Genomic DNA, 18,213 nt, shown 5'->3' with positions numbered 1-18,213 from the left:
TTAACCCGGAGCTTAAAAAAAATGAATATACTTATTACCGGCGGCACCGGATTTATCGGGTCAGCCCTTTGTTCCCGGTTGCTGGACGCTCAGCATCATCTGGTGGTGTTGAGCCGACATCCGGAAACGCTCCAATCGCCTGTCCAGGGGATTGGTTCTCTGGCAGACCTGACCGACGAGATGATATTTGATGCCGTGATTAACCTGGCCGGTGAACCGATTGTGGAAAAACGGTGGAGCGACGGCCAAAAACAACGGATCCTTCGCAGTCGTCTGGATACAACACAAGAGTTGATTGCATATTTTGCCAGGATAGCGCCAAAACCCCGAGTGTTCATCAGCGGCTCAGCCATTGGGTATTATGGTACCGGCAGAACAAACGAGCCCATTGACGAAACAGGAATTGGCGATGACAGCTTTTCCAGCCAGATCTGCCGACAATGGGAAACGCTTGCCCTTCAGGCCCAGCCGCTTGGCATCCGTACCTGTTTATTGCGCACGGGTATTGTCCTTGGAAACGGCGGGGCATTGGGCAAAATGCTGGGCCCGTTTAAGCTGGGGGCAGGGGGGCGGATGGGTGATGGGACCCAATGGATGTCCTGGATTCATATCAATGATTTGATTGGTATTATACTGCATTGTATTGAACACGACAGCATTGAAGGCCCGGTTAACGGCACCTCACCCCATCCTGTAACAAACCAGCAGTTCACCGAGGCATTGGGAAAGGTGCTGAACCGCCCGACTTTTTTTTCAATGCCAGGAGTCGTCATCAAGCTTTTGATGGGGCAGATGGGGGAAGAATTGCTGCTCAAAGGCAAGAAAATTCTGCCCAAAAAAATTCAGGCAGCCGGGTATGCCTTCGTGTATGAGAACCTGGAACAAGCCCTGGCAGATGTGGTATAAAACAAGACTGCCTTCAATCACAGCCTTCAATCACAGCCTTCAATCATGGTCAGTTCAATTATTATGAACACTTTTGAAAGGATATGAAATGAGATCTCTTAAACGTCGCCAATTTTTGAAAATCCTTTCTTTAACGCCTTTGTCCCTGGCCGTATTCCTCCCTGCTGCCCGGGCAATGGAGTGTAAGGTACCGCATCCCTTGATGCCGCCGCAAACTCAGTTTCAAGGACAATGTCCGGTTTGCGGTATGGTTCGGCCCATGTGGGCCCGAACCTGGATCAGGTTTAAGCCGTTTCAGGGGGTAGAACAGGTCTGCTCTTTCCATTGTCTGGCCGACTGGAGTATAAAAACAGGTCAGGACCCAAGTGATATTATGCTCGCGGTGTATCACGAACCCGGGAAGATGATACCAGCTGGCAGCGCCTTTGTTGTTTCAGGGTCGGCTGCAGCAGGCACCATGAGTCCGGTTTCTAAAATTGTGTTTGATAATAGGACAACCGCCACAGAATTTGCGCAACGATGCGGTGGTGACCTCCTTGATTTTTCGGGCGCGCTTGCAGCGGCTAAATCCAGCGTTTTAAAAGAAAACAAGATGATCAAGGTCCGGCAGATTAAAAAGGGTAAGATTGTTGAACCGTCCGAAACAGACAGATGCCCTGTTTGCAATATGGTTCCGGCCCGCTACCCCTATGGAAAATGTCAGATACAAATAAAGAGCGGGAAAACGTTTCACTTCTGCTCGACCCAGTGTTTATTCGCTTTTATGGGCGAGTCGTCTCTATATGTTGACCCGCCAATGAACCCTTTCTTGATTTGGGTGGTGGATCGCAATTCCGGGATGTGGACCAGTGGCCGGACCGCATTCTATGTGACCGGCTCTTCAAAAGTATTCGGCCCCATGGGGTATGAGGCGTTCCCCTTCAACTCAATGGCGGAAGCGTCAGAATTTGCTGCTGAAAACGGCGGTACTGCGGTCAACTATGGTGATGTCACCATTGAAAAAATTGTGCCGGGGTGGGTGTATCCGCTCAAGATTTTCAGAACAGAGGACTGATTAAAAAAAGGACTGATTAAAAAAGGGCTGCCACCCCTTCTATGATAAGCGATGCCGCCATTTCGATCATGAGCATGCCGGAGAAAAGATCGAAATGCCGTCGGTATCGGCGGGCAATGACCGAGGCGCCCGTACCCAGCAGCAGCAGGCCGGGCAGTGTGCCCAGGCCAAAAGCCAGCAGAAACGCGCCGCCTTCCAGCGGTCGGCTGGCAGCCAATGCGCTTGAAAAGGCAGCAAAAGACAGGCCGCAGGGGATAAAGCCCATAAACATCCCGGTAATGACCATTAACCAGCGATCAGATCTCTGGAAGGCGGATCGCACAACAAAGCGGTAGCCGGGTATTCTCTGGGGATTGGATATGATAAGCCATTCAGACTGACCGATGATGCCCAGCTGGCCAAGGCCAAAGAGCGCCAAAAAAATTCCTGCCAGCAAAGAAAAAACTATCTGGATGCGGGCCAGGGTTTCCAGGTAGTTCAGCCCTGCAACAGAGACAAGTTTTGCCAGTGCCAGACCCAGACTTCCCATGAGGACCCCTATGAGCATGTAGGTGATAATCCTACCGGCATGGTAACATAGATGGGAATCGAATCTTCCGGTTTTGCCGGGAAAAGCCAGGACCAGCGGACCACACATGCCGAGGCAATGGCCTGTTCCAGAAAGGCCGAGAAGAAATAAAGTCAACAGGGAGGATGCTTCCATAATCCAAAAGGGTTCCATTGATCTGTCATGAATTAATTGCATTGATTATCACTTGTGAGTATAGTACAGATTGTTTGATATTGCGTCAAGCCAGAAGCGCCTGCCTCTTGGTGATAACAGGTGATAACAGGATTCGGGACAGCAGGACACCAGATAAAAAAGGAACGGATTTGTTAAATGTCTTTATAAAAAAAGCAATGGGATTCACGACAGTTTTATTTGCAGTGCTGCTTTTACTGTCTGTGGGATTGCCTTTTGGGGTGTCCGAGGCGTTTGACGGGAAGCATCCCCGGATCGGCCTTACGCCGTTAGACGAAAACCATCAGATGCAGGTAAGCCCCTCGGATCGTTGCCCGGTTTGCGGAATGCGGGTCATTCAGTATTCGAAATTTAATGGTGCGATCCAGTTAAAAGATACCACTACCTATTATTTTTGCAGTACCGGTTGTCTGATTCGGTCGTGGATGCACCCTGAAATTTACCTGGGGCTGGCAAGGGACAGACTTGAACGACCGATTGTTCGGGAATACTTTTCCGGCCGGCAGATGGATGGCCGTGACATGATATTTGTATATGGTTCGGATGTCATCGGCCCCATGGGACCGGCGCTTGTGCCTGTTCTGGATGAACGTCATCTCAGGGTGTTTAAACGACGGCATGGGGGTAAGACCCAGGTTCTGCTCAAGGATCTGAATGATGCCCGCTGGTATGAAATGACCGGCAAAAAAATGGCAGAATAAATGAAACCATCCTGCGATCGACTCGATACATCCGGAAACGGCCTCGTGGTGATAGCCCTGGTAAGCTTCATCGCACTTGCTGTTATTGCCATACTCAGCGTTCATACCCATCGCGATTCACAGCAGACAACACAATTGTGGATTACCTATTTAGCACTCCAGACCCCTGCTATTGTTCCATCAGGGCATGTGATGCGCAATGCCGGTTATGCTGGTCTGGCAATCGACCGGCGTCAGAGCCCCCACCTGCCATTGATGCCATTGGCGGATTTTTCCCTGGAAAACGAGATGGCGGGCAGCTCTAAACCGGCGAGAGGAGAGATGCCATTAAAAGACTAACGTTCAGTACCCTGCAAATCTGGGCCTTCCGGGATCTTTTGCGGCGGCCCTATGAAGCCCTTCTCCTAGGCATCACTTTGACATTGACCATTGCCATTGTTGGCACCCTGCTGCTGTTTCCACGGGCAGTGCAGGATACGCTGAACACCTTGTTAGACGCCTCGCCTTCCATTGTCCTGAGACGATTTGATGCCGCAGGCTTTTGCCCCCTGCCGGTTCCGGCGTCGGTTCTGGCGGCACAAACGGTTGTCGGGGTTGTTTCTGTGAGGCCCAGAATCTGGGGCCTGGTCAATGGCCCGGATGGACTGTTGACCATGGTGGGGGTACAACGAGAGGGGATGCCCCAAGGGCTGGCCGGCCAGCTGACCCGGCTGCCGGAAAGGGGGGAAGTGATCATCGGGTTTGGCGTTGCATCAGGTCAACCTGCCGGTCAATCTGCCGGCACTCTGCAATTGGAAGGGGTGGTCCGCCAAACTTACCAGGTCATCGATCGCCTGCCGGAAAAAACCAGCTTGTTTACCCATGATCTGGTCTTGATGAATCCCGAGGATGCCCGGCACCTGATCGGCCTTCCCAAGGGGTATGCCAGTGATCTGGCCATTGACGTTTTTCATGAGGAAGAGCAGGACGCCATCCTGTCAGACCTGGCCGCTGCATTCGCCTGGCCGGTGAGATGTGTCACAAGACGGCAGAGCCAGGGAATGTCTGCCAGCCGTTTGAATCGCGCAAGAACCCTTGTCGCCATCACCGTGATTCCTGCGGTGCTGGCCTTGTGCCTTCTGGTTGCGGTAAACACCCGAAAATCAATGGGGCGGCAATCGGATCTTGGCATTATGAAGGCAACGGGCTGGACCACCGGTGATATTATCCGGTTTCAAATGTACCGGGAATTGTTTGTCTGCCTGCCTTCGGCCGTTGTTGGCATCTGCCTGTCCTTTGTTCTGGTTTACGGACCCGGTGCCGGCTGGGTGGCTGATTTTTTTTTCGGTTGGAAAACCATACCCCCATCCTTTTATCTGGAAACAACGGGTGCTGCAACCGTTGTGCTGGAAGTGGCTGCCTTGATGCTGGTACCGGTGATTGCGTCTGCTTTTTTACCTGCATTAAAGGGGGCAACCTCGGATGTTCATGATATGATCAAAGGGGCAGACCGCTGATGAGTTCCAAAATTACATGCCGCGATCTAAGCGTTTCCTTTACCTTGGGAAACAAAAAAAAACGCAAGGTCCTGGACAGGATCACTGCCGGTTTTCAGGCGGGGAAAATGAGCATTATCACCGGCCCTGTTGGTACAGGCAAAACCACTCTGCTCAATACTCTGGCAGGGCTCACCCGCCCGACATCGGGCGAGGTGATGGTAAACGACCAGGCAATTTCCCGCTGGACCGGACCGCACAGGGACCGATGGCGGCGGCAGGCAGGCATTGTCTTTCAGCACGACCATCTTGTTCAGGATCTGACGGTCCTGGAAAATGTCATGCTGCCGTTGATTCCTCTGGGTCGCACCCTGTCCGCATGCCGAATTCAAAGCATGGACGCACTTGAACGAGTGGGATTGTTGAACCATGCCGGCAATCCGGTCGCCTCACTTTCAGGGGGAGAACGAAAGAAAACAGCCATGGCCAGGGCAATTGTCAACCAGCCGGACTTTATATTTGCCGACGAACCCACATCTCATCTGGATGCCCAAAGCAGCAGACAGATGATGGACCTGCTGTACCATCATACCTGCCGGAATGCGGTTGTGATCGTTGCCGCACATGGATTAGCCCTGGACACGCTTCCGGGGCCGTCTCTGTGTTACCGGCTGGAACACGGTGTCCTGAATCTATTGATTTCCTGAGGCGTATCATGTTTTGGCATCCCCTATTGCTGGCCATCCTATCTGCACAGTTTATGTCGCTGCTTCTTATGCTGGCGGCCTGCCCAACATGGGTGAACACGGTACTTAACTGGCAGCCGCTTGTGGCTGACTCTGGTCAGCTGTCCCTGGAAGCCAAAGCGGAAGGCGCCTCTATCCTGGGAAGAGCGGCTTGCGGGTTAGCCTTGTTCGCTGCGGGTCTGCTTATTTTCGGAATTGCCAATATCTTTTGCGAAGATATTCCAGGCGCAATGTGCGGTACCGGCGTTTGTCAGGCAATGGCGGCCAACGGCAGCACCCGGTTGCTGCTGTATTCCGGTCTTTTGCTGCTGCTGATGAAACTTTGGTATGAATTGGACAGACTGAATCGAATGCTCCCTGAGATGCCGTTGACCCAGACGTCTGCCCGTCTGTTTCTGGTCATCCCTGTGGTGGCTGTCTTAACCTTAAAGCAGACCTATGAAGCATTTGCAGGGATCAGACCCCACCAGCCGGTGGACTGCTGTGCGGTTGTTTACGATCAGTTTTCAACCCTGGAACAGGCAAGCAGTATTTTCGGCATAGGGGACACTGTGTGGGCGGGCGCCTTCATTGTTCTGAATATTCTGCTTTTCGTGCTGTCTGTGGGTTTAATCGTTTTAAGGAGGGATCGCCCCCGGGCAAGGTCTCTACTTGCCGCCGTCACCTGGTTGTGGCTGCCGGTTGCGGCTCTGATGCTGGTCAATGTTCTATCCGCCTATCACTATCGCGTGCTTCATCATCATTGCCCCTGGTGCCTGTTCCTTCCTGAACATCATCTGGTCGGGTATCCGCTGTATGGTGCAATGGCCATTATCGGAATGGAGGGGCTTACGATCTTCCTGCTGCCATGTTTAGTGAAGCACGACACCGGCATTTATTGGATCGGACTGGATCGCTGCTGGCACGCAGCAAAAAGAATCACCATGGCACAGCTTGTCTTTTTGATCCTGGCCGTTCTGCCGGCCATTGTCTGGCGGCTGCGCCATGGCGTCTGGATGTCTGGATAAAAATCAAAGGGATACGGCCTGCTATTCAAAAAGATGACCGAGATTTGAATACCCCTCTTTGTCCAGGTTTTCTTTTGGTATAAATCGAAGGGAGGCTGAATTAATGCAATACCGCAATTTTGTGGGGGCCGGGCCGTCATCAAACACATGGCCCAGGTGGGCATCGCCTGTTTTGCTTCTCACCTCCACCCGTCGCATGAAAAATGAATTGTCCTCAACCTCAACCACTTCAACCTTGTCAATGGGTTTGGTGAAACTGGGCCAGCCGGTTCCGGAATCAAATTTATCCGTGGAGGAAAACAAGGGTTTGTTGGAAATAATGTCCACATAGATGCCCTGTTGTTTATTGTCCCAGTAGGTGTTGTCAAAGGCAGGTTCTGTTCCGTTTTTACGGGTTACCTGATACTGGAGCTCCGTGAGCTTTTTTTTCAGATCCGTATCTGTTGGGGGAGTGGTTGACGATGGGGTTGCTGTCGAACCGGTAGCACTGTTTGGCATTTGATCAAAGATTTGACTGTTTTTGTTCCAGAAGTTTTTAATGAAACTGTCCCTGCCGGATCCGGACCGGTAAAATTTATACCGGATGGGGTTTTTTCGATGATAATCCTGATGATAGGCCTCTGCCGCGTAAAAGGCGCCTGCGGGAAGTACCTGTGTGGCAACAGGGCTGTCAAATATTTTTGCAGTGTCAATCAGCCGGATGGTTTCTTCGGTTTGGTCTCGTTGAGCCTCGGTGTGGAAAAAGACAGCAGATCTGTAATGGTCTCCCCTGTCCACAAAGGATCCCTGGCCATCCGTGGGATCGATCTGTTTAAAAAAAATCTCCAACAGGGATTTATAGGAAATGATACCCGGGTCATAGGTGATCTGGATGGCTTCTAAATGGCCTGTGGTGCCGGAGGATACCTGCTCATAACTCGGATTTTTTTCAGGTCCCCCTGTATAGCCTGAGATCACATCTAATACGCCGTTTTGTCTTTCAAATGTTGATTCCACACACCAGAAACATCCGCCTGCAAAGGTCGCTGTTTCAACTTTATCGGTTTTTTTCACACCTTCCTCCTTTGCCACGACTTTGGTTTGGTTGCCGGCAGACAGCAGAACACCTGCTGGTATGACAAGGGCCAATGTCACTAAAAATAGGGTTAATAATTTCATGGCTCACTCCGTAATTATAAGTTAAACCTAACTTTATTTTATGCATTAAACAAGGCTTGGCAAGTACCAGGTCGAAAAAAGGATGCAAAAGCCGGATGAAAAAGAATGGGGGGTTAGAGGCTTTTTTCCGCTTCAATAATGGCGGCAAGTCCTGAATGGAGGTTCTGGATGATCCGGGTTTCAGGGATTCCCAGTCGTTGTTTGTTGGAGATATCAAAAACACCCTTTTCCACAGATGTTTTTTCTCCACCGGTTCCCCGGATTTGGAGATGGTATTTGTCTACCAGTGTTTTTAAGCGGGCCTGATTTTTTTCAAGTTTTCTTAACCGAATGTGGACCCCTGCCCGCATGGCGGTTCCGATATTGGTGGGGCAGGAGGTCAAAAAGCCATATCGTTTGTCAAAGGCGAATTCAAGCCGGGTGCTCAAATGATCCAAGCCACGGCAGAGACGATTAAACACCCCGGAGATATCAGCGGAGGCTTCCATTGAGATAATCCTTAAATGATCCTCTTCATTGACCCAGATCATGAAACGTTTATCCCGGCTTGTAAAAGTTCCCCGGGAATCGGGGAATTCCCGGTTTATGCCGGCAGCATCCTGGAATCTATCCCCCTTGGGAAATGCCTGTTTTCGGGTTAGACAATCCTGCATCTGGGAAGGGCTCAGATCTTTGAACGAGAGATAATTGCCCGCAAGCTCCCGGGGCATCGTTTCTGCGGCATCTGAAACAAGGGATGCAACCCGGGCCCGGTCCCGGGAACTAATGTGGCAGGGAAAACAAAATCCTGATAGATTCCGGGCTACCCTGATTCTGCTAGACAAGATAAAGGCCTTGTCGGGATCCAGGGGGGCAAGGCGGATTTGATCAAGGCCAGTTTGATCAAGACCAGGCCTGTATTCAAACGTTTTATCCACTGCATGGTAGGCATGGATAATGGGATCGAATATAGGTGCAAAAAGAAAATAGGAGGGGGCATCGCCTGCATAGATTCCAATATGGCTGTCTGGATTCTTAAGACCCGACTGGATGGCCGTCGCAAGGGTGAAGCCGGTCTGGGTTTTCAGGGGGGCCAATAGTTTATACACAGCCGGGGTCAAATATTGTTTTACCAGGGACCTGGCGTCTGGATGAAATTTAGGAAAAACCAAAGGCATCAGGTTAAGATGTTAGTTTCTATAGGAGGAGGCCTGGGAGGAGATTCCCCGGGCAAGGGTTGTCTGGATTTTATCAAGAATCACGCATTGGTCATGACACTTGGGCAGATTCTTTTTGTTTTCGCAGGTAAGACAGGGGCTCTTGGTTAAATAACCAATTTCAAAATCAAACAAATCTCTTTTTATTGAATTTTCCATATGCATTCATATCTATATAATTAAAAACTTAACTATATATCAAGTCTTGGTGGATCGTCAATATCCAACCGATGTTTGCAAAAAAAAGAATGGGTTGTAACCGATTTCAGTTTTTTATTGCAAAGAGGAGATACATAAAATAAAAAAGAATTGGTCTGATTTTAACGGTGCATTGGGTTTTGGATTCGACCATACTTTTCCAGCCATATCAGACTCAGCCATGAAATTTTGGCTTTTACCTTGTAAGAATTGCGAACAAATGATAAATGAAAAAAAGAATTCACCAGTGCGCCTAATCCAAGCGCTCAATCCAAAAAAAGAGTAAAAACTAAAATGAGGGTTATTATCTGTGGCTGAATCAAGATTTGCAGAACTCAAAGAAAAGGAAAAACAGGCAAGAAAACAAATTGTGATCGAATCTGCCCTGGCATTATTTGCGAAAAAACCCTTTTATGAGGTGGGGATGAGGGAGGTGGCCGATGAAGCCGGTATCTCTCCTGCCACCATTTATCGGTATTTTCCCAGCCAGGAAGAATTGTTTAACGAAGCCTTTATTCAGGATATCGCCTCTGCCAGCAAAGCGTTTGAGAAGATGCTTGAAAATGATGAGCCTGTTGGGATTGAAGATTTTGCCATGACATTTGTGAAACATCTCATTGAAAATGAATCCACCTTTCAGATGATGACCTACCTGATGCTCAAGGACAACCTGACCCATCCGGTCATGGGCCAGTTTGATTCTGTCACCAAAATCTTTTTTGACCTATTTGCAACGCTTTTGGAACGACACGGCCTGGCCACAGAGATGGCACGGATTTATTCCCATTCCTTTGTGGCCTCCCTTGCCGGTATTTTAATGACCTTTCGAAATAACCCGTTAAAAGACAAGGATTCTGCACGGGATCATATTCTCAAGGTTGTTAAAATTACCTCTTCCCTGTATTCAAATCAACTTCTGGGCAACTAGGAAAATCGTGAAAAATTTCCCGCCATTGTCTTGTTCTTGACACTTTTAATAATCTTATTATTATATTTAAAATTGTTGTGCATATGGTGCCAAAATATTATTGGCATCTCACCTTAATTGTATGGGGAAGTATGGAAGAAATCAAAGAAGCCATTGAGCAAAGCCATCTGTTGATCAGCCGGATCAGGAATGAAATATCCAAACAGCTTGTGGGCCAGGAAAAGCTTGTGGACAGCCTTTTAACAGGGCTTTTGACCGGGGGGCATGTGTTGATTGAAGGGGTACCGGGTCTTGCCAAGACCAGTGCTGTAAAGGCCCTTGCCGCTGCGGTCCAAGCGGACTTTAAACGGATTCAGTTTACCCCGGATTTGCTGCCGGCCGACCTTACGGGCACCGAGATTTATCGACCCAAAACAGCTGATTTTATTACCCGAAAAGGCCCCTTGTTCAATCATATTATCCTGGCCGATGAAATTAACCGGGCCCCGTCCAAGGTCCAGTCCGCCCTGTTGGAAGCCATGGAGGAACGCCAGGTGACCATCGGAGATACGACCTATTTGCTGCCCTCCCCCTTTCTGGTGCTTGCCACCCAGAATCCCATTGAGCAGGAAGGCACCTATCCCCTGCCCGAAGCCCAGGTGGATAGGTTTATGCTCAAGGTGCTGGTGGATTATCCGGACAAGGCCCAGGAGCTTGAAATCTTGAAAAAGAATAGTTTCCAGCAGCAAGAAAAGATCCAGCCTGTGATCGATTGTGAACAACTGGCTGTCATGTCAGGGCTCATGGATCAGATTTATGTGGATGAAAAGCTGAAAGAATATATCGTGGACCTGGTTTTTGCCACTCGAAATCCAGAGGAATATGGCATGGATATGGGACAATACATAGAATACGGGGCCTCTCCCAGGGCCAGTATTTTTCTTGCCAAAGCGGCAAGGGTCGCGGCCTTTTTAGCGGGCCGGGCCTATGTTACACCCCAGGACATCAAGGGGGTGGGGCCGGATGTTCTCCGGCATAGAATTTTGCTTTCCTTTGAGGCCGAGGCCGAGGATATCTCCTGCGACCAGATTATTGCCACCCTTTTTGATTCGGTTGAGGTGCCTTAATTTATCGATGATTCCGGCAGATATCATAAAAAAAATCAAACGGGTCCATATTAAATCCCGCAGAACCGTGAACAATCTCATGGCCGGTCAGTATCGGTCCGTTTTTAGAGGATCTGGCATCGAGTTTGAGGAGGTTCGGGAGTATTGCCCGGGGGATGAGGTCAAGTCCATCGACTGGAAAGTGTCTGCCCGGCTGGGTAAGCCTTTTATCAAACGCTACCGGGAAGAGCGTGAATCTATTCTCATGTTGCTGGTGGATATGAGCTCTTCTTTAAAATTTGGCACCTTTTCAGGGCAGAAGCTTGAAACAGTGGCTGAAGTTGCTTCGGTGCTGGCCTTTAATGCCATTAAAAATAATGATAAGGTGGGGGTGATCTTCTTTTCGGACCGGGTGGAAAAATATATTCCGCCTAAAAAAGGGTCTGCCCATGTCTGGCGGGTGATCAAGGAGATATTCACCTTTGTGCCCCAGGGAAAAGGAACCGATATCGGTTCTGCTCTGGCGTTTTATTCCCGGATATCCAAAAAACGGGCCTTTGTTTTTATCCTGTCTGATTTCCTAGGCGAAGGATATGCGAAACAATTGAAAATTGCCCGGCAAAAACATGAGCCCATTGGTATTCGAATTTATGATGAGGGGGCCTATCACCTACCCTTGAAAGGAATTGTACGGTTTTCCGATTTTGAAACAGGGAAGAGTCTTCTTTTTGACGCCTCGAGCCCTCGAACAAAAGATGGTTTTTTACGGGCAAAAAGCAGGGTACACCAGGAGACCCAGGCGATATTTTCAAAGGCAAAGACAGATTTAATCGATTTGAAAACCAGTGATTCCATATCCGACACCCTGACCCAATACTTTCGGCTTCGGGAGAGGCGGTTTCGATAAATGCAGGATATTAATCCCATAAAAGCCCCGGTCATGGTCGGCCTGGACCCGGCCCTTGTCAAAATGATCCTGCTCATTGCAGGGGGGCTGGTTCTGCTGATCCTGGTGGTTTTTTTGATTTGGCGGTTCTTGAAAGCCAGATCCGGCAAGACGGAAATGGCCCAAATCCCTGTTATCCCGCCCTATACCCTTGCACTGAGGGAATTGGATCGTCTTTGCCAAAAGCCTGTGATTGATCCCAAGGCCTTTTATTTTGATCTGGGCAGTCTTATCAAGCGGTATATCGGCAGTTCCTACGCCATGAATGCCCTTGAAATGACCACCCAGGAACTGGTACGACAGATCCGGGTTAGCCGGATGGACAAGGCGCTCACACAAAATGTCGCCCAATTTTTAACGGTTTCCGACCCCTTTCGGTATGGGCCGGTGGTGCCGGAGGCGGATCAGGTGAAAAAGGATCTAGCCTCTGTCCGGCAATTGATCACCGGGATGGAAACGGATCTTGAATCCAAGCGGGTTTTATCCGAGCCAGTTGTAGCTAAACCAGCTCTGTCCAAAGGGCTGGAAGAGGAGGGCTCCTGATGTTCCGGTTTGCCACGCCCTGGTTTTTTTTGCTGCTGATTCCCGCTTGGGGAGCGTTGATCTACACCTTGAAAAAGGACGAGATAAATACAATTAAAGTTTCCAGTCTGGAATTTCTTTCAACGGTTCCGACCAGCCTTGGGGCAAGGATTTCTCGTTTTATGCCTTTGTTAAAGGTGCTGGCGGTAAGCTGCATGATCCTGGCCCTGGCCCGGCCCCAGTCCGGGGATGAGAAAATCAATGTCATGACCGAAGGGGTGAATATTATCCTGGCCCTGGATCTGTCCGGATCCATGCGCGCCCTTGATTTTAAGCGGGACAATGAAATAATTACCCGATTGGAAGCGGTGAAAGGGGTTGTAGCTGATTTTATCATGGAGCGCCAGGGGGATCGTATAGGTCTGGTGGTGTTTGGGTCCAATGCCTTTACCCAGTTGCCCCTGACCCGGGATTATAATACCATTGCCTTTATGCTGGATCGGTTAAAAATCGGTGCGGCCGGGCCCAGAACCGCTATTGGGGATGCCATTGGCATTTCCCTGAAACGGCTTGAAGATGTAAAGAGTGCTTCCAATGTCATTATCCTGCTCACCGATGGTAAAAGTAACGCAGGTCAGCTCGCCTGGCAGGATGCCGTTGAGATCGCCGCCCAACGGAAGGTGAAAATTTATACCATCGGGGTGGGGACCACAGGAGAGGTTCCCTTCCTCGTGGATGGGGTTTTTGGGCAGCGATATGTTTACCAGCACGTGGATATGGACTGGGATGCTTTGAAAACCATTGCCCAAAAAACCTCGGGCAGTTTTTTCCAGGCCACGGATCTGGCATCCCTTGAAAAAATTTATAAGATGATCGATGGACTTGAGCGAACAAAGGTAGAGGTTGAAAAATGGGTGGAGTATAAAGAATTATATTCAACCCTTCTGGTGGCAGGATTGATGATGTTTTTGGCATATCTGGCATTGAGCCATACCCGGTTTATGAGGATTCCCTAGGTACAATTATATGAAATTCGGATACAAATAGAATGAAATTTATCGACCCCGATATATTATATCTGCTCTGGGCAATCGTTCCTGTTGCAGGTCTCATGGGGTATGGAATCAGGCAGCGTAAAATTATACTGGGTCTGTTTGCAGATCCTGGGGTATACCCTTACATCCTGCCCGGGTTCGGGCCTAAGATCAGATGGATAAAGTCTGTCCTGATTCTGGTGGCATTGGTCCTGGCTGTTTTTGCCCTGGCAGGTCCCCAGGCAGGCTTTAGATGGGAAAAGACCCACCAGCGAGGGGTGGACATCATGATCGCCCTTGATTGCTCAAAGAGCATGTTGGCACAAGACATCAAGCCCAATCGCCTGGAGCGGGCCAAAAGAGAGATCATCGATTTGATCCGATTGATGAAATCGGACAGGGCAGGGCTTGTGGCATTTGCCGGCCAGGCCATCCTTCAATGCCCCCTGACCCTGGACCATGACACCTTTAATATCTTTTTGCGGGTATTGACCCCGGATTATTTGCCGGTGGGCGGTACCAATTTGACCGCCGCCATAGAAACCTGCTATTCAGGGTTTGAAAAAGGATCCGATACGGATAAAGCCATTGTTTTGATTACCGACGGTGAAAATACGATGGGGGAAAACGGGGCTCAAGAAGTGGAAGAAATTGCCAAGAAGATGGCAACCGAAGGGATAAAGATTTTTACCATTGGGGTAGGGGACCTAGCAGGCGCGCCCATACCCGATTCACCCGATTCCTCCGGGGGATTTAAAAAGGATAATGACGGCAATATTATCCTGTCCCGGGTGGATGACAAAGGGCTTGAAAAGATTGCTGCCCTCACCAGCGGCCGGTATGTCAGGTCCGTGGCAGGCAATATGGACCTGGATCTTATTTATACCCATGATATTTTAAACACCATGGAACGCAAAACATTGACCCAGGGCAAAAAAAAGGTGTGGGAACAGCGGTTCCAATGGTTTTTATTCCCTTGTGTCCTGCTCTTGCTTCTGGAAATGATATTGCCGTTGAGGAAAAAAGTTGTCCGGGTTGGGCTGGTACTATTGGTTCTGGCTCTGGGCACAGGCAGCCAGATCCGGCCTGCCTCTGCCAAGATTTTTTCTTCCCACGTAAAAGAGGGGCTTGCCGCCTATGAGGATCGCTCCTTTGACCAGGCCAAAACCCATTTTATTGATGCCCAGCTTGAAAGTCCCGATGATCTGCGACTCTATTATAACATTGGGGCGGCGGCTTATATGAATGAAGAATATGACCAGGCTGAACGAAATTTTGCCCAGGCTGCGAATTCCCCTGATTCGGATCTGCGCCATAAAGCCATGTACAACCTTGCCAACACACGATACCGGCTGGGTAAATTAGATGAGGCCATCAAGGATTATGAGGCCGTTCTGGCCTCCTTTCCCGATGATAAGGAAACCTTGGAAAATCTTGAATTTGTAAAACAAAAGCAAAAGGAAAAAAAAGAGCAGGAGAAAAAGCAGAAGGATTCCCAAAAAGATAAGGATTCCCAAAAGGACCAAAAGGACCAGAAGGATAAAGAGGGTCAAAAAAGTTCCGATCAAAAAGAGCAAAGCTCAGGTGAGCCTCAGGATCAGGGCGACCAGGATCAGGAAAATCAGGATCAGGAAAATCAGGATCAGGAAAATCAGAACCCGAATCAGGAGAACCAAACGGATCAGAACCCTTCTCCAAAGGATGAGAAGGGTTCTGATCCCCATAAAGAATCCCAGGGAGCCTCAACTGCTAACGCTAAGGACAAAGACCAGGGAGAGAAGGGCCAGGGAGATAAGGGGCGGGAAGAAAAAAAAGGGCAGGCTGAATCCGCACTTTTGGAAAATCGGCTGAATCGGCTGGAGGACAAACCCGGCATGGGGATGATGCCCGTGATCCAAAAACGAACCATTGAACGAGACTGGTAACGGCATGAAAGAAAATTTGATCCCAGTGAAGAGCTCCTTGTTTGCCATGATCCTTTTGGCCATGGTATTGCTGCTGCCGGCACCCGCAAATTGTTTTACGGCCATGGCCCAGGTGGATAAAACACGGATATCCCCGGAAGATCGGGTCTCCCTTCAGGTTGTTGTTGAGGGAGGACAAGCCGAGGTGGATCTGTCCCCCATTCAAGATTTTAAAATTGTTCGATCTGGCACCTCCACCAGTCGCAGTTATACCAATGGACAATGGCAGCACCAGGTTATCTATCGATACCAGTTGGTGCCGAGAAAAACAGGGGTGCTCAAGATTCCACCCTTAAAAATTACCCAAAAAAAAGAAACCCTTGCCACCAAGGAAATCCAGATCCTAGTGTCAAAAACACCTGTGTCGGCAAATCAACCCAGACAAATATTTGTTGAAGCCCATGTGGGCGCTTCCGATCTGGTGGTAGGCCAGCAGACCATTTATACCATTAAACTTTATACCGCTCTTAGGTTTGCCAGGGCTTCCCTTAAAACACCTGACCTTGATTCTTTTGCGGCCCAGGAAATTGAGCAACGGAAAAATTACACCCAGACCGTCAATGGCATTCCCTACCAGGTAACCGAGATATTTTATATTCTCCAGGCTCAAAAGCCGGGTCGTTTTGAGATTGACCCGGCAGTGATTATGGCAGATGTGATACAGCAGTCCGGCACTGATCCCATGAATTCCTTGTTTAATGATTCTTTTTTTTCATCTGCCCGTACACGCTCGATCCAGGTTGCTTCCAATGGGGTCGCACTTGAAGTGAGACCGCTTCCTGCCTATACAGGAGACCAACCCTTTTCAGGTCTTGTGGGGCAATTTACCATTGCGTCTGCCATTGATAAACCCACTCTTTTAGCCGGGGAATCCGCCACTTTGACCCTTACCATCCAGGGAAAGGGGAATATCATGGATGCCGGGTCTCCGTCTTTGAACCTGGATCCATTGCGGGTCAAGGTTTATGACGATACCCCCACAGAAGAGATGGCTGCTACAAAAAATGGGTTTTCAGGTAAAAAAATATTCAAGCATGCCCTGGTGCCTCTAAAGGAAGGGCCCTTGGTGATTCCTTCTTTTTTCCTGACCTATTTTGATGTGACCAAAGGGGAATATAAGACGATTAAAACCCGTGAAATTGTTCTTATGGCAGCGGCATCCATTGCGGCAACAGATTCCAGACCAGGAGAAACCCTGGGGGGGAGTGCTGGACCCGGGGGCAATAACACAGATTTTGCCGGACAAAAACAGGAAGTGGTGATGGTCAACAAGGATATACTGGATATCAAAGAGAGTATCTCCATCCTTTCCAGTACCTATCAATTGGGGTTTCCTTTGTTTCTCCTGCTGGTGTTTGTGCCGGGAGTTCTCTATGGATGCCTTTGTGTTGTGCTCGGGTTTAAAACCCGGGAAAAGTCCAATGAAACCCTGATGAGTCAAAGGGCCAGGCAGGCCTTGAAAATAGCCCAAAAACGGGCGGTTTCGGGTAAATCTTTTTTAAACCATGCCCAGACAGGGCTTATTGCAGCTATTTTGGCAAAGGGCAACAAACAAGGGGAAAGCCTTACCTGTGACGAGGCAAGACAGATCTTGACACAAGCAGGGACAAGGGCCGGGGTTATTGATGAGGTGGTGACCCTTCTTGAAAACCTGGATGCTACCCGATTTGGGGGAGGGACACAAGACAATTCAAAAGAGCCCCTTTCCCTGGGGCAGGTCAAACAGATTATCAAGCAGCTTTGTATCATCCTTTGTTGCCTGGGGTTTTTCCTTTACAATCCTCCCCCGGGTTATGCCAAGGAGGTGGCGGGAGCGATTGGTGCCCTGCATTCTGCCGGTGACCCGGCGGATCTGCCTGCTCTGCCTGATCTTACCGGGCCTTTTATTAACGGGATAAAACAATACAAGGCCGGTGAATTTAAAGATGCGGCAGCAAGTTTTGAAACCATTGCCGCTGGGGTGGTAAATCCGGATCTGTTTTATAATATCGGGAATGCTTATTTGAAAGCCGATGATTTGGGAAGTGCCATCCTATGGTATGAACGTGCAAAGCGTCTCGCTCCTGAGGACCCGGACCTGCTGTTTAACCTGGCCTATGCCAATACCCTTGTCAAAGATAAGATAGATTCCCCTGTGACCTTGACGGATATCCTTTTCTTCTGGCAGGGACTTGTGCCTTTAAAATGGATTCAGACAGTTGCCATTGTCGCTTCCTGGCTTTTTTTCCTCTGGGCTGGGGTACAACGGTTTCGGCAAAAATCCATTTTTGCAGGAATAGGCTGGTGGCTTATCACCTTGCTGGTTGTGTTGTCCCTGGTGTCAGGGATGGAAGATTACAGGGGCCGGGCTAAAAATATGGCCGTGATTGTACAGAATACAGCCGCTGTGCGGTCAGGGATAATGGAAACATCAACCAAGCTGTTTGAGCTCCATGCCGGCACCCGGGTCCAGGTAAAGGGCCATAAAAACGGATATTTAAAAATTAGGCTGGCCAAGGGCCGTATCGGGTGGGTGAAACCCGGCGCTGCCAAAGTGATATAATTTTTTAAA

The 18,213-nt window shown here is 49.3% G+C and carries 18 protein-coding genes; 14 read left to right on the top strand and 4 right to left on the bottom strand.

The window, feature by feature from the left end; genetic code table 11:
- Positions 1 to 21: 21 nt before the first annotated feature.
- Both ACZ45G_RS20100 and ACZ45G_RS20095 read left to right on the top strand, forming a co-directional pair.
- Positions 22 to 906: a TIGR01777 family oxidoreductase gene (locus ACZ45G_RS20100; RefSeq protein ID WP_464172284.1), complete on the top strand. Its 885-nt coding sequence runs from the start codon at positions 22 to 24 to the stop codon at positions 904 to 906.
- 88 nt (positions 907 to 994) lie between these two features.
- Positions 995 to 1,960 (top strand): nitrous oxide reductase accessory protein NosL, encoded by a 966-nt coding sequence (locus tag ACZ45G_RS20095; protein WP_464172283.1) that lies wholly within the window; start codon positions 995 to 997, stop codon positions 1,958 to 1,960.
- Between the two features lie 16 nt (positions 1,961 to 1,976).
- Here ACZ45G_RS20095 and ACZ45G_RS20090 read toward each other — a convergent pair whose 3' ends face one another.
- A complete protein-coding gene (locus ACZ45G_RS20090; RefSeq protein ID WP_464172282.1) occupies positions 1,977 to 2,681 on the bottom strand; it encodes a sulfite exporter TauE/SafE family protein in 705 nt (234 codons plus the stop codon).
- A 152-nt stretch (positions 2,682 to 2,833) separates the two neighbouring features.
- Between ACZ45G_RS20090 and ACZ45G_RS20085 the strand changes: the two genes are divergently transcribed.
- From ACZ45G_RS20085 to ACZ45G_RS20065, 5 genes are read left to right on the top strand one after another with little or no spacing between them, the layout of a single operon-like run.
- A complete protein-coding gene (locus tag ACZ45G_RS20085; protein ID WP_464172280.1) occupies positions 2,834 to 3,403 on the top strand; it encodes a nitrous oxide reductase accessory protein NosL in 570 nt (189 codons plus the stop codon).
- Entirely contained in the window at positions 3,404 to 3,742 is a 339-nt protein-coding gene (locus ACZ45G_RS20080; RefSeq protein WP_464172279.1) for a hypothetical protein, read from the top strand.
- A 38-nt stretch (positions 3,743 to 3,780) separates the two neighbouring features.
- Positions 3,781 to 4,899 (top strand): ABC transporter permease, encoded by a 1,119-nt coding sequence (locus tag ACZ45G_RS20075; RefSeq protein WP_464172278.1) that lies wholly within the window; start codon positions 3,781 to 3,783, stop codon positions 4,897 to 4,899.
- The gene (locus tag ACZ45G_RS20070) at positions 4,899 to 5,585 is read left to right on the top strand and encodes an ABC transporter ATP-binding protein (RefSeq protein WP_464172277.1); all 687 of its coding nucleotides are present in this window, start codon (positions 4,899 to 4,901) and stop codon (positions 5,583 to 5,585) included. The genes ACZ45G_RS20075 and ACZ45G_RS20070 overlap by 1 nt, the downstream gene beginning before the upstream one ends.
- A gap of 8 nt (positions 5,586 to 5,593) precedes the next feature.
- Entirely contained in the window at positions 5,594 to 6,631 is a 1,038-nt protein-coding gene (locus ACZ45G_RS20065) for a hypothetical protein (protein ID WP_464172276.1), read from the top strand.
- A 21-nt stretch (positions 6,632 to 6,652) separates the two neighbouring features.
- On the opposite strand, the gene msrB is transcribed toward ACZ45G_RS20065, so the two are convergent.
- The 3 genes from msrB to ACZ45G_RS20050 form a co-directional block, all read right to left on the bottom strand.
- Entirely contained in the window at positions 6,653 to 7,789 is a 1,137-nt protein-coding gene (msrB, locus tag ACZ45G_RS20060; RefSeq protein WP_464172275.1) for a peptide-methionine (R)-S-oxide reductase MsrB, read from the bottom strand.
- 113 nt (positions 7,790 to 7,902) lie between these two features.
- Positions 7,903 to 8,946, bottom strand: a complete 1,044-nt coding sequence (locus tag ACZ45G_RS20055) for a phosphagen kinase (protein WP_464172274.1) — start codon at positions 8,944 to 8,946, stop codon at positions 7,903 to 7,905.
- Between the two features lie 12 nt (positions 8,947 to 8,958).
- Positions 8,959 to 9,144 (bottom strand): hypothetical protein, encoded by a 186-nt coding sequence (locus ACZ45G_RS20050; RefSeq protein ID WP_464172273.1) that lies wholly within the window; start codon positions 9,142 to 9,144, stop codon positions 8,959 to 8,961.
- Positions 9,145 to 9,493: 349 nt separating this feature from the next.
- Here ACZ45G_RS20050 and ACZ45G_RS20045 point away from each other — a divergent pair, with 349 nt between their 5' ends.
- The 7 genes from ACZ45G_RS20045 to ACZ45G_RS20015 all read left to right on the top strand — a co-directional run bounded on the left by ACZ45G_RS20045 (position 9,494) and on the right by ACZ45G_RS20015 (position 18,204).
- Positions 9,494 to 10,111, top strand: coding sequence for a TetR/AcrR family transcriptional regulator (locus ACZ45G_RS20045; RefSeq protein WP_464172272.1), 618 nt, complete (start codon positions 9,494 to 9,496; stop codon positions 10,109 to 10,111).
- 131 nt (positions 10,112 to 10,242) lie between these two features.
- Positions 10,243 to 11,217, top strand: coding sequence for an AAA family ATPase (locus ACZ45G_RS20040; protein ID WP_464172271.1), 975 nt, complete (start codon positions 10,243 to 10,245; stop codon positions 11,215 to 11,217).
- A 7-nt stretch (positions 11,218 to 11,224) separates the two neighbouring features.
- Positions 11,225 to 12,103 carry a DUF58 domain-containing protein gene (locus tag ACZ45G_RS20035; protein WP_464172270.1) on the top strand — a complete coding sequence of 293 codons (879 nt, stop codon included), beginning with the start codon at positions 11,225 to 11,227 and terminating at the stop codon, positions 12,101 to 12,103.
- On the top strand, positions 12,104 to 12,685 hold the full coding sequence (locus tag ACZ45G_RS20030) for a hypothetical protein (RefSeq protein WP_464172269.1): 582 nt from the start codon (positions 12,104 to 12,106) through the stop codon (positions 12,683 to 12,685).
- Positions 12,685 to 13,680 (top strand): vWA domain-containing protein, encoded by a 996-nt coding sequence (locus ACZ45G_RS20025; RefSeq protein ID WP_464172268.1) that lies wholly within the window; start codon positions 12,685 to 12,687, stop codon positions 13,678 to 13,680. Before ACZ45G_RS20030 ends, ACZ45G_RS20025 begins: the two co-directional genes overlap by 1 nt.
- A 32-nt stretch (positions 13,681 to 13,712) precedes the next feature.
- A complete protein-coding gene (locus ACZ45G_RS20020; protein ID WP_464172267.1) occupies positions 13,713 to 15,623 on the top strand; it encodes a vWA domain-containing protein in 1,911 nt (636 codons plus the stop codon).
- Between the two features lie 4 nt (positions 15,624 to 15,627).
- Positions 15,628 to 18,204 (top strand): BatD family protein, encoded by a 2,577-nt coding sequence (locus ACZ45G_RS20015; protein WP_464172266.1) that lies wholly within the window; start codon positions 15,628 to 15,630, stop codon positions 18,202 to 18,204.
- Positions 18,205 to 18,213 lie beyond the last annotated feature (9 nt).

The sequence above is a fragment of the Desulfoconvexum algidum genome (assembly GCF_055382125.1).
The sequence above is the reverse complement of the archived record's forward strand: the minus strand, read 5'-3'. Positions and strand labels throughout refer to the sequence as shown.

What these genes read in the sequence shown, in the direction of transcription:
- ACZ45G_RS20100 (WP_464172284.1), top strand. Translation starts at nt 22, where the DNA reads ATGAATATACTTATTACCGGCGGCACCGGATTTATCGGGTCAGCCCTT.
- ACZ45G_RS20095 (WP_464172283.1), top strand. Translation starts at nt 995, where the DNA reads ATGAGATCTCTTAAACGTCGCCAATTTTTGAAAATCCTTTCTTTAACG.
- ACZ45G_RS20090 (WP_464172282.1), bottom strand. Translation starts at nt 2,681, where the DNA reads ATGGAACCCTTTTGGATTATGGAAGCATCCTCCCTGTTGACTTTATTT.
- ACZ45G_RS20080 (WP_464172279.1), top strand. Translation starts at nt 3,404, where the DNA reads ATGAAACCATCCTGCGATCGACTCGATACATCCGGAAACGGCCTCGTG.
- ACZ45G_RS20070 (WP_464172277.1), top strand. Translation starts at nt 4,899, where the DNA reads ATGAGTTCCAAAATTACATGCCGCGATCTAAGCGTTTCCTTTACCTTG.
- ACZ45G_RS20065 (WP_464172276.1), top strand. Translation starts at nt 5,594, where the DNA reads ATGTTTTGGCATCCCCTATTGCTGGCCATCCTATCTGCACAGTTTATG.
- msrB (WP_464172275.1), bottom strand. Translation starts at nt 7,789, where the DNA reads ATGAAATTATTAACCCTATTTTTAGTGACATTGGCCCTTGTCATACCA.
- ACZ45G_RS20055 (WP_464172274.1), bottom strand. Translation starts at nt 8,946, where the DNA reads ATGCCTTTGGTTTTTCCTAAATTTCATCCAGACGCCAGGTCCCTGGTA.
- ACZ45G_RS20050 (WP_464172273.1), bottom strand. Translation starts at nt 9,144, where the DNA reads ATGGAAAATTCAATAAAAAGAGATTTGTTTGATTTTGAAATTGGTTAT.
- ACZ45G_RS20040 (WP_464172271.1), top strand. Translation starts at nt 10,243, where the DNA reads ATGGAAGAAATCAAAGAAGCCATTGAGCAAAGCCATCTGTTGATCAGC.
- ACZ45G_RS20035 (WP_464172270.1), top strand. Translation starts at nt 11,225, where the DNA reads ATGATTCCGGCAGATATCATAAAAAAAATCAAACGGGTCCATATTAAA.
- ACZ45G_RS20030 (WP_464172269.1), top strand. Translation starts at nt 12,104, where the DNA reads ATGCAGGATATTAATCCCATAAAAGCCCCGGTCATGGTCGGCCTGGAC.
- ACZ45G_RS20025 (WP_464172268.1), top strand. Translation starts at nt 12,685, where the DNA reads ATGTTCCGGTTTGCCACGCCCTGGTTTTTTTTGCTGCTGATTCCCGCT.
- ACZ45G_RS20020 (WP_464172267.1), top strand. Translation starts at nt 13,713, where the DNA reads ATGAAATTTATCGACCCCGATATATTATATCTGCTCTGGGCAATCGTT.
- ACZ45G_RS20015 (WP_464172266.1), top strand. Translation starts at nt 15,628, where the DNA reads ATGAAAGAAAATTTGATCCCAGTGAAGAGCTCCTTGTTTGCCATGATC.